Annotated in this window: 11 protein-coding genes; 2 read left to right on the plus strand and 9 right to left on the minus strand. The window is 65.8% G+C overall.

Translation table 11 applies throughout. The features are described 5' to 3' along the window. Positions 1 to 6 precede the first annotated feature (6 nt). The 5 genes from AC1DV8_RS06365 to AC1DV8_RS06385 form a co-directional block, all read right to left on the minus strand. Positions 7 to 1,053: a LacI family DNA-binding transcriptional regulator gene (locus tag AC1DV8_RS06365; protein ID WP_477156875.1), complete on the minus strand. Its 1,047-nt coding sequence runs from the start codon at positions 1,051 to 1,053 to the stop codon at positions 7 to 9. A gap of 28 nt (positions 1,054 to 1,081) precedes the next feature. Further along, positions 1,082 to 2,092: an ABC transporter permease gene (locus tag AC1DV8_RS06370; RefSeq protein ID WP_477156876.1), complete on the minus strand. Its 1,011-nt coding sequence runs from the start codon at positions 2,090 to 2,092 to the stop codon at positions 1,082 to 1,084. After that, positions 2,089 to 3,600, minus strand: coding sequence for a sugar ABC transporter ATP-binding protein (locus AC1DV8_RS06375; protein ID WP_477156877.1), 1,512 nt, complete (start codon positions 3,598 to 3,600; stop codon positions 2,089 to 2,091). The genes AC1DV8_RS06370 and AC1DV8_RS06375 overlap by 4 nt, the downstream gene beginning before the upstream one ends. Continuing rightward, entirely contained in the window at positions 3,597 to 4,757 is a 1,161-nt protein-coding gene (locus AC1DV8_RS06380) for an ABC transporter permease (RefSeq protein WP_477150850.1), read from the minus strand. The genes AC1DV8_RS06375 and AC1DV8_RS06380 overlap by 4 nt, the downstream gene beginning before the upstream one ends. 94 nt (positions 4,758 to 4,851) lie before the next feature. After that, a complete protein-coding gene (locus tag AC1DV8_RS06385) occupies positions 4,852 to 5,850 on the minus strand; it encodes a sugar ABC transporter substrate-binding protein (RefSeq protein ID WP_477156878.1) in 999 nt (332 codons plus the stop codon). A gap of 186 nt (positions 5,851 to 6,036) precedes the next feature. Between AC1DV8_RS06385 and AC1DV8_RS06390 the strand changes: the two genes are divergently transcribed. Next, positions 6,037 to 6,885 carry an aldo/keto reductase gene (locus AC1DV8_RS06390; RefSeq protein ID WP_477156879.1) on the plus strand — a complete coding sequence of 283 codons (849 nt, stop codon included), beginning with the start codon at positions 6,037 to 6,039 and terminating at the stop codon, positions 6,883 to 6,885. Between the two features lie 58 nt (positions 6,886 to 6,943). On the opposite strand, the gene AC1DV8_RS06395 is transcribed toward AC1DV8_RS06390, so the two are convergent. After that, the gene (locus AC1DV8_RS06395) at positions 6,944 to 9,622 is read right to left on the minus strand and encodes an IPT/TIG domain-containing protein (protein ID WP_477156880.1); all 2,679 of its coding nucleotides are present in this window, start codon (positions 9,620 to 9,622) and stop codon (positions 6,944 to 6,946) included. Positions 9,623 to 9,825: 203 nt separating this feature from the next. Here AC1DV8_RS06395 and AC1DV8_RS06400 point away from each other — a divergent pair, with 203 nt between their 5' ends. Further along, positions 9,826 to 11,460 (plus strand): winged helix-turn-helix domain-containing protein, encoded by a 1,635-nt coding sequence (locus AC1DV8_RS06400; RefSeq protein WP_477156881.1) that lies wholly within the window; start codon positions 9,826 to 9,828, stop codon positions 11,458 to 11,460. A 50-nt stretch (positions 11,461 to 11,510) separates the two neighbouring features. On the opposite strand, the gene AC1DV8_RS06405 is transcribed toward AC1DV8_RS06400, so the two are convergent. From AC1DV8_RS06405 to AC1DV8_RS06415, 3 genes are all read right to left on the minus strand, one after another. Beyond that, a complete protein-coding gene (locus AC1DV8_RS06405; RefSeq protein WP_477156882.1) occupies positions 11,511 to 12,746 on the minus strand; it encodes an MFS transporter in 1,236 nt (411 codons plus the stop codon). A gap of 78 nt (positions 12,747 to 12,824) precedes the next feature. Then, positions 12,825 to 13,583, minus strand: a complete 759-nt coding sequence (locus AC1DV8_RS06410; RefSeq protein WP_477150844.1) for an alpha/beta fold hydrolase — start codon at positions 13,581 to 13,583, stop codon at positions 12,825 to 12,827. Between the two features lie 88 nt (positions 13,584 to 13,671). Next, a complete protein-coding gene (locus tag AC1DV8_RS06415) occupies positions 13,672 to 14,592 on the minus strand; it encodes a helix-turn-helix domain-containing protein (RefSeq protein WP_477156883.1) in 921 nt (306 codons plus the stop codon). Positions 14,593 to 14,644 lie beyond the last annotated feature (52 nt).

The following is a 14,644-nucleotide window of genomic DNA, read 5'->3' on the forward strand; positions in this document are numbered from 1 at the left end:
TCGAACTCAGCTCGACGGTGGCGCTGCGACGGAGCTTCGCAGGACCAGCTCGCACTCGAGCTTGACCACGCGGTAGCTGTCCGCCCTGGCCGTTGCCAGGTCGAGCGCCAGCTCGACGGCCCGAGCGCCCATCAAATGGCGGGGAAACTTAAGGGTCGTAAGCTCGGGCATGAGGTGGCTGGCGATCTCGTCGTCATCGAACCCGACAACGGAAACATCGTCGGGGATGCGATAGCCGAGCTCCTTGAGCGCCTCGTAGCAGCCTATGGCCATGCGGTCGTTGCCGCAGAAGATCGCCGTGGGTGGCCGGGAGAGCGTCATCAGGTCCTTGGTGGCGGCATAGCCGGAACTGAGCTGCCAATTGCCTTCGCGGACCAGCGCCGGATCGAATGGAATGTCGGCCGTTGCCAGGGCATCGCGATAGCCGCGCAGGCGATCCTTCGACACTTCCATCCAGGCCTCGCCGGTGATGTGGGCGATGCGCCTGTGCCCCGCTTCGACCAGGGTCGTCGTTGCGGTGTTGCCGCCAGCCACGTCGCCGGGGACGACCGCGGGGAACGCCCGATCCTTGGAATAGCAGTTGAGTAGCACCACCGGCACTTCGGTGGCACGAAGCTGCGCCGGCACGTCCACCTCGCGGGTCCGCACGGTTGCGTAGATGACGGCTTCCATCTTGCTGCGCAGCACCGCCGCGAGGGTGCGCTGCTCCATTTCGGCGTCGCCATGGCTGTTGTAGACGCTGACGATGTCGCCGGTCTCCCAGGTCGCTTCGCGCACGCCGTCGGCGGCAATCACTGCCTCAGGGCACACCGTGAGGTCGTCGAACACGACGGCGATGCGGCGCAGCGGCTGCAGGCGTGGCGGCAGCACGGTCTCGGCGCGATAGCCAAGGGTCTCGGCAGCCTGCAGGATGCGATTGCGCATCGAGGGCGAGATCTTCACCTTGGAGTCGGGATTGAGCACGACCGACACCGTGGACTGCGAGCATTGTGCCAGCTGCGCAATGTCGGCCATGGTCACGCGCTTCTTCTCGACGAATTGCGAGTCGGTCATTTGAACAGTCCAGTCCAGGTCGTGGGGATCATAGCGAGGAGCGACGGTCCTCGTCATCATTCCTGAGCTGGCGGCGGCGCAGCCGTTCGAGGCGGCCGATCCTCAGGGCATCGACGAACACCGCCAGGAAGATGATCGCGGCGAGAACGATCGGCTGCAGGTAGAGGTTGACCTTGATGAAGATCATCCCGGACTGCACCATCTGCACCAGTGTCGAACCAAGGACTGCCCCGAAGGCGGAGCCGACGCCGCCGAAGAGGCTGGTGCCTCCGAGCACGGCGGCGGTGATCACGTCGAACTCGCGGCCGACGCCGAAGGTCTGGTTGAGGCGACCGATCAGGGCAATCAGCGTCACGCCTCCAATGGCGGCGCAGAAGCCGCAGATCACATAGACCGCGAACGTGATGCGATCGACACCGAGGCCAGCCTTGCGTGCCGCTTCGACGTCGTTGCCAACGGCGTAGATCTGGCGGCCGAACTGAGTGCGCGTGAGCACGAAGTGGGCGATGAAGACAACAATGGCGAAGACCCAGATCGGCATCGGTATGCCCAGGATCTGCAACGCCCCGAAGGCCAGGTAGGCCGCCGGATACTCGATGCCGTAGGACTCGGTGATGGCCGTGCCCAGCCCCCGTCCAGCCACCAGCGTCGCGAGGGTGACTAGGAACGGCGTGATCCTCAGGACCACGACGCAGAACGCATTGAGTGCGCCGAACAGCGTGCCGGCGAGAAGACCGGCGAGAATGGCGACCACCACGCCGCCTGGGTTCTGCAGAGCGGGGACCTGCAGGACATAGCCCGTCGCCATAGCGGAAAGGTACATGTTCGAGCCGACGCTGAGGTCGATACCGGCCGTCAACAGCACGAAGGTCATGCCGACCGCGATGATGCCGGTGAAGCTTGCCTGCTTAAGGATGTTGGCAAGCGAGTCGATGCCCAGGAAGCGCGGTGCCTGCGAACCGAAATAGATGAGGATGATCGCAAAGACGATGAGCGCCGCGTAGCGAAGCAGCAATTCGTTCAGCTGCCGGGCGGTCATGCGGCCCGCTCCGTCTCGCGGAAGGCGGCGCGAAGGATCGCGTCCTTGGACATGTCCGGCCGTGCGAACTCGTCGACGATCTTGCCGCGGCTCATCACCAGCACGCGGTCGCTCATGGCGATCACTTCCTCGATCGCTGAGGAGATCAGCAGCAGGCCACACCCCTCGGCCGCCAGTTGGTCGATCATGGCGTAGATCTCCAGACGGGCGGCGACATCGATGCCGCGCGTCGGCTCATCAAGGATGATGAGGCGGGGACCGGCCATCAGCCACTTGCCGAGCACCACCTTCTGCTGGTTGCCACCCGACAGGTTCTTGACCGGCTGGCTGGCAATGGCCCCGGACTTCAGCTTGAGCCTCGCGGCCATTTCTTCAGCGGCGCCAAGCAGCGCAACCTCGTCGACGAACCGCAACGGCGGGGCAGCGAAACGATGAAGCGCGGCTAGCGCCAGGTTGCCGGCGACCGGGACATTCAGCAGCAGCCCCTCCTCCCGCCGGTTCTCGGTGACGAAGGCAACGCGTGAACGGATGGCATCGAGCGGCGACATTCGGGTACGGACGGTCCCGGCAATGGCAACGGTGCCGGCATCGAAACTGTCGAGGCCGAAGATCATCCGCGCCAGCTCGGTGCGCCCCGATCCCATCAGGCCGAACAGCCCGACGATCTCGCCCTTGTGTACGGTCAGCGAGATGTCGCGCACCACGCCGCGGGCGGAAAGGCCACGCGTTTCGAGCAGCACCTCGTCCTGCTGCGAGGCGCCGCGCGGTGGATGGAGCTGGTCGATGTCGCGACCGAGCATGAGATTGATCATCCGCGCAATGTCGAAATCTGCGGCCGGTCCGGCGGCGGCGAGGCGGCCGTCGCGAAGCACAGCGATGTCATCGGCCAGGGCCTGCACGTCGGCCAGGATGTGCGAGATGTAGATGATGGTCTTGCCGTCGGATCTCAGCCGGCCGATGAGTTCGAAGAGCCGGGCCGTCTCGCGCGCCGTGAGTGACGTCGTCGGCTCATCGAAAATGATGAGGCGGGCATCGGCCTCGAGCGCCTTGGCGACCTCCACCAGTTGCCGCTCGCCCGGCGACAACCGCTCGACCAGGGTCGTCGGCGCAATGTCGAGATCGACCGCCGCGAGCAGCTCCGCTGTCCGCTGCCGCATCCCGTGCCGATCGATCATGCCGCTTCGCTTTGGAAAGCCTGCAATGAAGATGTTCTCGGCGACCGAGAGGTTGGCGAACAGGTTGAGCTCCTGGTGGATGAAGGCGATGCCGGCGGCCTTGGCGTCAGCAGGTCGTTTCGGCGCGTAGGCCACGCCCTCGATCGTCATGGTGCCGCTAGCAGCCATGTGCACGCCACCGAGAATGTTCATCAGCGTCGACTTGCCGGCGCCGTTCTGGCCGATGAGGCCAAGCAGGCGGCCATGGCCGAGTTCGAGCGTGACGCCTCGCACGGCGGGGACGCCGAAGAAGCTCTTGCCGATCCCGGTCAGCGATAGCATCGGGCCGGTCACCGTCCCTGCTCCGCGACGAGCCGCGTCCGCAGCACATCGAGCAGCGCTGCCGCGAGGATGATGGCGCCTTTCACCACATCGATGTGGAAGGCGGAAAGGCGCATGTAATTGAGCGTGTTGGAGAGCAGTACGAAGAACAGCACCCCGATCAGCGTCCAGGCGATCTTGCCCCTGCCGCCGCTCAGCGACGTTCCGCCGATCACCGTTGCGCCGATGATATCGAGCAGCGCCGAGCCGCCGCCTATCGTGGGCCGGCCGCCTTCGAGGCGGGCCGAGTAGAGCACCGCCGCGACGGCCGCGCAGAAGCCGGCGATCATGAACACGATGACGATGACGCGCCGCACCGGGATACCTGAGATGGCCGCCGCCCTGGCGTTGTTGCCGACTGCGTAGACCTGCCGACCGAGGACGGTCCGGCTCAGCACCAAATGCGCCACGACGGCGAGCGCCAGCGTGATCAGCATCGGATAGGTGACGAACGGCAGGACATCGCGGCGCTTGATCTCGGGCGTCAGCTTCTCGCCGAAATACACCGAGACGAGGTCGCCCGAGCCGAGCTGATTGAAGCTATCGGGCAGGTTGACGATGTTCTGGCTCTGCGTGATCCAGATCGCTGCCGACGAGAAGAGCATCAGCGTCACCAGCGTCATCATGAAAGCCGGCAGCCGGAACCGGGCGATGAAGAACCCGTTGATGAAGCCGATCAGCAGCCCCGCGGCCAGCATGACGGCGATGGCGGCGACTGCGCCGAGCGGGTGTGCCGCAAGGATGCCGCCCTGTTCCGCCAGCAGCGTGCCCCATACCGGGCTGTTGCCGAGCAGGAGCCTGTCCGCAGCGGTGGTCATGACAATGGCGCCGGCAACACTCGCGAAGCCCATCGTGGCACCGAGCGAGAGATCGATGCCGGCAATGATGATCACGAATGTCTGCCCGATCGCTACCGCGGCAAGCGGCCAGACATTGGAGAGCTGGTTGGAGAGGTTGCGCGGTTCGACCAGCGCCGGGAAAAACAGGGCGACGGCGAGGAAGTACGCGATCGTCAGGTAGAGAACGAAGTACTCCGAGACGAGCAGGCGCCGCAGGACCCGGGAGAATGAGGAGAGCGGGTCCCGCCGTATATCCGTATGCAGCCCCTCGTCAGATGTCGATGCCGTCACCGTTCACCCCGTCGCCCTGAGTTAGGGCGTTGGCAGAGGAGGACCGTCTCCGCCAACGCCAGGCTCGCGCGCGCCACCGCGCGGCCGTTCCTTGCTACATGCCCTTGAGGACCTGGCAGCCCCAGGTCTTGTCGCCCATTTCGGCGAAGTTGGCCTGGCTGAGGGCGAACCCCGGATCGAGCTTGACCGCGTTGGGCTGGGTTTCCCCCGCCGTGATTGCGTCCATGATGCCATTCAGTGCCAGTTCGGCCTCGAGATAGACGTCCTGGACGCCGGTCGAGTCGACATAGCCTTCCTGGATCAGCTTGCAGGCGCCGTCGTCACCATCGAGACCTCCCAGGATCATGTGACCGTCCTCACCGGCCTTCTTCCACCGGCCCAGCGGTTCGAGAACCGACTGGATCGTGGGGAACAGGAAGTCCGAAGAAGTGAAGAGGAAATCGATCGCAGGATCGGCAGTCATCGCAGCCTCGAGGCCGGCCAGTGCCACCTGCGAGTTCCACTTGGTCGCGACCTCGACGGGCGCCTCGAAAAGCTCGGGATGGGCGCCGATCGAGTTCATGAATCCGGCACGGCGCTGCACGGCATTGGGATCGGCGAGATCGCCCATCAAGATCAGCGGCCTCAGCTTCTTGCCGGTGGCGTCGAACTTCTTCCGCGCTTCCGCGACCATGGCGTCGACCGCCGCACGCGCCACCGCCTCGTTGTCGGCGACCACGATGATGCCCTTGGTCATGTCGGATGGCGGGCGGTTGAAGGTTGCGATCGGCACGTCCGATTCCTGCGCCTCGGCCACGACTACCGTCCCCGAGTCGCCATCGTCGGCGGTCAGGATGATGCCGTCGCCGCCTTGCGCGATGCAGTCCTTGACCTGCTCGAGCTGGCGGTTGGCATCGTGCCCGCCGTTCAATTCGATGACTTGCACGCCCGCGGCTTCGAGCGTGGTGACGATGGCCTTGTGGCCGGCGACCCAAAACCCGGTCGACAGGTCCTGGAACGCGTAACACACGGTCTTGTCATCGGCGGAGGCCGCCCCACCGCTCACGGCAAGCAAAAGACCGACCGCTCCCGCGGCCGCCAGCAAAGATTTCATTGACCCCTCCCTCAGGGCGTTTTGCCCGTTTGCCCGGTCGATCGACCGGCAGGAACAGGTCTCCACCCAAGTCGGAAAACCTTTTCCTATTGCATTAATGCATGGACTCGATATCGTGACAATCGAAATCGACTAATAATCGACCACGCATCGATCATCGATCGACTCTAGAGGAGGAACTCCGACTTGCCGTCTTCGACCACACTTGCCGTCCCAACTCTTGCAGGTGGCGTTGCCAACATCCCGCGCCTCGGTTTCGGCACCTGGCAGCTCAGGGGCGAGGCCTGTACCGAAATCGTCTCTGCAGCGCTGCAGCTCGGTTACACGCATGTCGACACAGCGCAGGGCTACGGCAACGAAGCAGCCGTCGGAGAGGGCCTCGTGGCATCCGGCATCGACCGCAACACGGTCTTCGTCACCACCAAGGTCCAGCCGCAATACATGGCCCCGGCTGACCTCGAGCGTTCGGTGGATGCCAGCCTCGAGAAGCTTCGCGTCGACCGGATCGATCTGCTGCTGCTCCATTGGCCCAATCCGGAAGTTGCCCTTGCCGGGACGATCCGCGCCCTCAATGCCGTAAAGCGCGACGGCCGTGCTGCCCATATCGGGCTGTCGAACTTTCCGACCGCATTGCTCGACGAAGCCTGGCGCCTTACCACCGAGCCATTCGCGGCCGAGCAGTTCGAATACCACCCTTATCTCGACCAGCGCGTGATGCTGAAGGCGCTGCGCAACCGCGGCATGGCGGCGATCGCCTATTGCCCGCTGGCGCTCGGGAAGATTGTCGGCGATCCGGTCATCGAGGAAATCGCCCAGGCGCGCGGCCGGACCGCCGCGCAGGTGACCCTGCGCTGGCTGCTGCAGCAGGACGGGGTTGTCGCGATCCCCAAGACCGCCACGATCGAGCGGCTGCGCGAGAACCTCGCCGCACTCGAGTTCACGCTGACGGCCGAGGAGATGCAGCGAATGGGCACGCTGGCCCGCCCGGGCTCGCGGCTGATCAACGAGCCACAATGGGTGGCCGAGTGGGACTAACAGGCCCAGAAAGCAGGGAGGGAAGTCACGACACCAACTCGCTCAGGCCCGCGCCGGCCTAGAACCCGCCGCTCACTCCCGCATTGAGCGACCATGTCCGCTGCGGTGAGAACAGCCCGCCCAGTTCGCCACCAATGTCGATCGCGGCGCCGGCGCTGACGTTGAGCCTGACGCCCGCACGTACGCGACCCTCGAGGCCGGTCGTCGTCGTGCCCCCGGAGTTGTCGAAGCGGTAGTCGGCGAAGAGCCCGAAATAGGGCAAGAAGGTCATATCCTCCAGCAGCAGCCATTTGCCCGAGAAGGTAACGCCGCCGCTGGCCGTGCCGTCGGAGAAGGATTTGGCGGCATGCGCGGTAGCGAGGCTATCGGTCCAGCCCTCTTGGTTTTCCCAGAGCGCCGACACCCGGGCCGACGGCGACACCGTCAGGTTCTCGCCCAGTTCGAAATCGCCGGTGAGGCCTGAGGTGACGAGCCAGCGCGAGGCATCGAATTGACCCGTCGCCGTCCCTGAGGTGACTTCATAGCCGAGTGTCGTCCCGACCAGCGCCGCGTCGAACATGGCCTGGTCCGAGAACCGCCATGCGACATAGCCGCCGGCCGACAGGCCGCTGCCGCTCAAGAGCCCATTGCTGTCGGCGGAATAGCTGAACGACTCCTGGCCTCCGATGACGCCGGCGACGAAATCCTCGGTGAAGCGATAGCCGAGGCCGCCGGTGAGGTTGAGCTGTTGGCCGCTGCCGCCGGTGAGCAGGCCGGAGCCCTGGACGTCGAGCCAGAGGCTCCATTGCTCGGCCGGGTTGATGAAGCCCGGCCCGTCGAAGCCGTCGAACGCATGGGTTGCGGCGGCCTCGGGGGCGTAGGCCATGAAGGCGCTCTCGGCCGCGAGGGCGATATCGGCGGTCGGACCGCCGTGGCCAAAACCCAGCACGATGCCCTTCATGACGGCGCCAGTGATGGCCCGGCCGGAGTTCCGGGCGACGATTGGGCTGAACTGGTCCTGCACCTGCTCGGCCTTGACGCTGTCTGCGGGTGGGCCGGGCGGAATGTAGGTGAAGGTGCCGTTCGGCGCATTGGTGCAGCACGGCGCATCGACGAAGATGTCGACCGTGCCGACACCGGGTGGCGAGATGGCGGTGATCTCGCCGCTATTGACCACGGTGAAGCTGGTGGCCGGAACGGTGCCGAACAGCACAGCCGAGGCGCCGCTGAAGTCGCTGCCGGTGATGGTGACGCTGGTGCCGCCCGCCTCCGGGCCGGCGGATGGCGTGACGCCGGTCAGGACTGGCTGGGGTGCGCCGTAGTAGAAAACGTTCCCCGGGCCCGTCCCGCTGACGCCGCCGGGCGTAGTGACCGTCACGTTGACGTTGCCCGTACCGGCAGGTGCGACGGCCGTGATCTGCGTGTCGCTGTTGATCGTGACGCCGGTAGCCGGTGTTGCCCCGAACAACACTGCAGTAGCTCCGGTGAATGCCGAGCCGGTGATGATGACGGTATCGCCGCCGGCGGCGCTCCCGCCATTGCGGACGAGCCTCGTCACGGCCGGCCCGGGTATGTAGGTGAATATCGGCGCGGGATTGCTGCTGGCAACACCGATGAGATTGGTGACGAAGATATCGACGCTCCCAACTCCCGCCGGCGCAACAGCGGTGAGGGTCGTATCGTCCACCACGACAACGCTCGTCGCCGGGGTCGTGCCGAATTTGACCGCGCTGGCCCCGGTGAAGGACGTGCCGGTGATCGTCACGGCTGTGCCGCCCGCCAAAGGACCAGACGATGGGGCCACCGAGCTGACGCCGGGCTGACGGATGCTGCTGTAGGTGAGGAGCTTCGTACTTGGCGCGCTGGTGCCGCCAGGCGTTGTCACGGTGACACTGACGCTGGTGCCGAAAGTGCCTGATGGCGCGGAGGCTTGGATCGTGGTGTCATTGACGATGAAAAAATGCGCTGACGGAACGCCACCGATGTGCACCGCGGTGGCGCCGGTGAAACCGCTGCCCATGATGGTGACCGAGCTCGAGCCATTGAACTGGATAAGTTCCTCGCCGTGAAAGCCGAAGCCGCCCCACAGATCGGTGATCGCCGGCACGGGGATGTACGTGAACCGCGTCGCAGGGTCGGAGCAGCAGCCGTCGGTGCCGGTGGCGTTGTAGACCACGACATCCACGGTGCCAGTTCCCGGCGGAGCGATCGCCGTGATCGTTTGGTCATCGTCCACGGCAAAGCTTGTCGCTGGCACATTGCCGAAATTGACTTGTGACGCATTGGTGAAGTAGCTGCCGGTGAACGTCACCGTCGTGCCCCCGGACGCCGGACCGGACGAAGGGCTCACCGAAGTGTAGCCGGGCTGGTAGTCACTGTAGTTGTAGCCGTAGGGCGAGGTTCCCGTGTCACCATTGACGGTGACGCTGACATCAACGTTGCCGAAGGTGTGAGACGTAACCCCCCCAAGGGTGCGAATAGGCGAGGCCGGCGTCGTCGCCGTGATGGACGTCGGATCATTGACCACGACACTGGTCGCGGGGATCGTGCCAAAGAGCACGGTCGCCCCCGACTGAAAGCCCGTACCGGTAATGGTGACGACCGATCCGCCGACCCCTGTTCCCCACCACGGATCGACGTTGGTGACTGTTGGCTGCGCCAGTGCCGCGCCGGCCGCGCTCACCCACATCAAGGCGGCGAACAGGACGACAAGACCACGCGTCGCGGCGGAGGCCGCCTGCTGGCACCAGTTACGCAATGAAAGCCCCCAATACCCCCGACGCACCGATCATGCCAAAGGCGACCGGCAGTCCGACCCCGTCCAGTCCTCCCACGCCTTCAGGCAAAGAGTCCTGACGCCGGGGGCTCGGTTTCTGAAGACTTTCTGATATTGTCGTCAGAAGGGGCGAAACCGGGCGTTTCCTGCTATGGGGGCGGCGGTTCGGGGACATGGGAGGCAAGGTGGTCCGGTTTGCCGGTTTTGAACTCGACCGCCAGCGGGCCGAGCTGCGCGGTGCCGACGGCACGGTCACCAAGCTGCGGCCCAAGACCTTCGCAATGCTCAGCCTGTTTGTCGCCAACCCCGGACGGGTGTTCGGCAAACAGGACCTGATGGAGGCCGTCTGGCCGGACGTCCATGTCGGCGAAGACAGCCTGTTCCAGCGCATCCGCGAGCTCAGGTCCGCACTGGGCGACGACAAGCGCCAGATGATCCGGCTGGTGTCCGGCCAGGGCTACGTGTTCGACGTGGACGTTCCGACGCCGGAGGACGGCGTCGAACCGAACGCCAACGACGGGCGGCCGGCCCTCCCACCACCGGTGCGCCGGTCTCGCCTTCGTCCTCTGCTGGTCTTCAGCTTGGCGACAGCGGCAGTTGTTGTCGCCCTGACGGTCACCGCGCTATTGCTTGCCGCACCCCCAAAACACGGCCCGACGACGATTGCGGTGATGCCGTTCACCGGCACCGGCGATCGCGGTCAGGTTGCCGAGACGGCGGCCGGCGTCACCACCCGCCTGACGGATGGATTGGCGAGGGTCGACAATATCCGCGTCGCAGTCGCGTCAGACGGATCGGGAGCCGATGCGGCCCTGGACTATGTCGTGACCGGCGAGATCCGGGTGGACGCAAAGACCTGGACCGCCGAAGCGCGGATGGTCGATACCGCCACCCATGAGGTTCAGTCGGTGACCGCGATCACCGTCGAGATCGGCGATACCGCCCTGCCGCTGCAGCAGTCGCGGCTCGCCGCCGGCATCGGCCACGTGCTGGCGCTGCGCCTCAACGCGCTGCTCAATGGCGATGCCGAGGCAGCCCGGCAGGACACCAAGGTGGTGATCGAGCAGGCGACGGCGTTCCTTGCCCAGACCTCGCCGGAGCGCTTCGGCGAGGCCGAGCGGATGCTCGACGCCGCGATCGCCGCCGATCCCGACAATGTCGACCTCGCCGTTGCTCTTGCGGCTCTGCAGCTGCGCGGCATTCAGATGGTCTGGTACGCACCTGCCGACGGCAAGGCCGCCGAAACCAGCGCCAAGGCGACGCTGGAGCGCGCCCGGCGCCTCAAACCCAGCAGCCTCCCGGTGCTCGAGGCCTATTGCCGCTTCCTCAATGCGACGACCCGCTTCAACGAAAGCCTGGTGGCCTGCGCACAGGCGCTCAGCTTTGATCCCTGGAACGGTATCGCGCTCTACCACATCGGCCTCGCGCAATTGCAGCTGGGACGCTTCGAGGACGCCCTGGCGACATTCACGCAGGCCGATCAGTTCGATACGCCGGCGGTCGCACGCTGGACCTGGCTGCTCGGCGCCGGCTGGGTCAACCTGCTGATGGACCGCGACGCAGTTGCGTTGGGTTGGCTGCAGCGCTCCATTGCCATCACCCCTGCCTCCGGCCGTCCGATGATGCTGTTGGCCGCTGCCTACCAGCGGCTCGGGCGGCAAACGGAGGCCGAGGCAACGCTCTCGAAAGCGCTAGGGCTGCGGCCCGGCACCACGGCCGTCAACGTGGCTCCGCCGACGACGGGTGCCAGCCCGGTGTTTCTTGCCGCCAGTACGCGGATCATCGCGGCGATGGTCGACGCCGGGTTACCCGAACACTAGGGTCCGCTTGGCCAATGTAGCGAGGTCGCTATGGCGCGGCGGTCTGAGCACTAACCCAAACGAGACTGGCGTCCGGCCGTTGGCGCTGGCCGGACGATCGTTCCCGCGAACAGCAGAAGACCTGCGCCGGTGAGCACCAGGCCGGCCCAGACAGCGGACAATAGGCCAAAGCCAGCTCCGATGGTTACGCCGCCGGCCCAGGCTCCCAAGGCGTTGGCCACGTTGAGCGAAGCGAGGTTCATCGCGCCCATCAACGTCGGGGACTCGGGCGCAAGGCTGACGAGGCGGACCTGGATAGTCGGGATGGCGGCCATCATCGCCGCGCCGACGACAAAGAAGCCCGCGAACAAGACCCAGCCGTTCGTTCCGAGCAGGCCCATGGCGAGGAGGGCCGCCAAGGTTACGCCATAGCCCGCGACGATGCCGCGATCCGGGAAACGATCAGCAAGGCGCCCGCCGTAGAGGTTGCCCAGCATCATGCCGACGCCGAACAGGCCAAGCGCCAGAGGGATGGTTTGCGGCGACAGCAGGAGCAGGTCGGTGACGAACGGACCGATGAAGGTGTAGACGGCGAAGATGGAGGAGATGCCGAGCGCCGCAACCCCCATCATCAGCCAAACCCTGGGCTTTACCAGACCATGCAGCTCGTGCACCACCGAGGCACCGTTGAGCGCCGCGCTGCGGGGCACGTAGAACCACAGCGAGAGGAACGAGGTGCCGCCCAGCGCCGCGATGCAGAGATAGGTCTGCCGCCAGCCGACGGTCTGGCCGAGGAAGGTTGCGATGGGTGACCCGAAGATTGTCGCGACGGTCAATCCAGCCATGACGATGGCAAAGGCCCGCCCCGCATGTCCGGCGCCCACCACATACGAGGCAACGACCGCCCCGGCGCCGAAATAGGCACCTTGCGGCAGGCCGGTGATGAAGCGGGCAGCGATGAACAGCTCGAGGTCGCCGGCAATGGAGGACAGAACGTTGCCCAGAACGAAGATACAGATCAGCGCGAGCAGGAGCGTGCGGCGGTTGAAGCGGGCCGCAACCAGCGTCAGCGCGGGCGCACCGATCACCACGCCCACCGCATAGGCGGTAATGGCGTGTGTGGCCGTCGGAATGTCGATACCCAGTTCCGCCGAGAACAGCTGGATCATGCCCATGCTGGCGAACTCGGTGGTGCCGATGCAGAACGTGCCGAGCGCTAGAGCCAACAGGCTCAGCCGGCGCCGGCCGGGGGCTGCAATCACATCGTTGCCCGCCACGGCGGGATCGGCATCGTCAATGACGGACATTTCGGTGCTCTTGTCTTGGGGGATGGATCGCCGGCGATGCCGGGAGGAGGCAGCATCGCCGGCCGGGGGGCGGGATCGCTACTCGGCGCTGTCCACTGCGGCGAGGATCGCATCGGCCACCACCTGAGGCTGGGACAGCATGGGGACGTGGCTGGAGGCCACATGCACCGTCGTCGCCTTCATGCCGTCGGCAAACATCTGCTGCAGCACCGGTGGGATGATCTGATCGTTGTCGGCGATCACGTACCAACTGGGCTTGGTGCTGTAGGCGGTGGCGGCCACCTGACCGTCGAAGGCGCCGGCGAACAGCGGTGCCTGGGTGGCGGCCAGCAGCGCGGCGCTTTCGGGCGAAAGATCGGGCGCAAAATACTTGGCCATGCCGGAGGCCGACCAGGTCAGCCAACCCTGGGCGTCGGCGTGGATTTCGCCCTGCCATGGCGGCGGCGCGGGTGCGGCGCTGACGATCGAGTTCACCGATTGCCCGACACCGGGCGCGAAGGCGGCAACATAGACCAGCCCCACCACCTTGTCGTTGTTGCCGGCCTCGGTGATGACGGCGCCTCCGTAGGAGTGGCCGACCAGGATCACGTCGCCAGGCTGATCGTCGATGACGCGCCGCGTGGCGGCAACATCGGCCTCGAAGGACGAGGCGGGATTGTGCACGGCGACAACGTGGAGGCCGCGCTGCTGCAGCAGCGGCACGACGGCCTCCCAACTGGACCCGTTGGCCCAGGCGCCGTGTACCAGGACCACGGACAGGTTGTCGGCGGCGTGAACGGTGGGCACCATGGTGGCCGCACCGATCGCCGCGGTGGCGATGGCTGTCTTGATCGACATTCTAGTCTCCTTGGCTTGGATGCCGCGTGGGTGCGACCCGACCACCAGACCAGAGACCCGTCCGCCGATATTTCCGGAACTTGCCGACCTATTGACCGAGATTGCCGTTCGGCGCGGCCACAGCGACGGGACGAGCGCGATGAAGCTCGCGATAGGCCTTGGGGCTGACACCTGTCGCCTTGCGGAAGGCGCGGCAGAAGTTGGCCTGCGATCCGAAGCCGGTGTCGAGCGCCACTTCGACAAGGGACGCACCGCCGCTGGCGATCATCTGCTTGGCGCTCCGGATGCGCCGCTCGGTCAGGTAGCGGTGCGGCGCCGAGCCAGTCGCCTGCCGGAACAGGCGGGCGAAATGAAACGGGCTGAGACAGGCCTCCCCGGCGAGATCGTCGAGCGAGATGCTCTCGCCCAGCCGTGCCTCGATATAGTCAAGCACACGCTGGAGCCGCCGCGGTTCGAGCGAGGGTTGGCGGGAGGCCGGCTGCCAGTCGCCGACATTGTAGTTGGCAACGAGATGCGCTCCCAGCGCCGCCCGAATGCCATCCGCGAACAGTCGATCGATAGGCTGCCGGGGCCGCTCGAGCAGACCGCATATCGCTTGGCTCAACAGCGCCAGCACGGGATCGGCGAAGCCGCCCTCGTAGACCAGTCCTCCCCTGTCGGGGGCGATGTCGTATTCGGCCAGCGCGCTTTGCTCCAGCAATTGTGCCGGCAGGTAGACGATCAGGCACTCGGTCGAGCCATCGAGTTCGAGAAAGGTCTCCTCGGTGCCGGCAGGAACAAGCCAGTTCGTCCCTGGGAGCGCCATGCGCTCGCGTAGCGGACCGTCGGCCCGGTACCGGACCATCGCCTTGCCAGCAATGACGTGGAGTACTTCGGTACAGGCGGCGCGCACCGCTTTGTGCGGGCCGGTAGGTATCCGCCGGCGCTCGATGCGCATCGCGGCCCACTCACGTGGCACCGTCATCAGCGAGCTTGGGTGATACTTTTCATCGCCATGGGTCGGTAACATCGCGCCCTCGCTACTAGTTGGCCGCGATTGCGCGGCGAGGGCATATTTGTCT

Source organism: Devosia sp. P3_B2 (genome assembly GCF_056402875.1).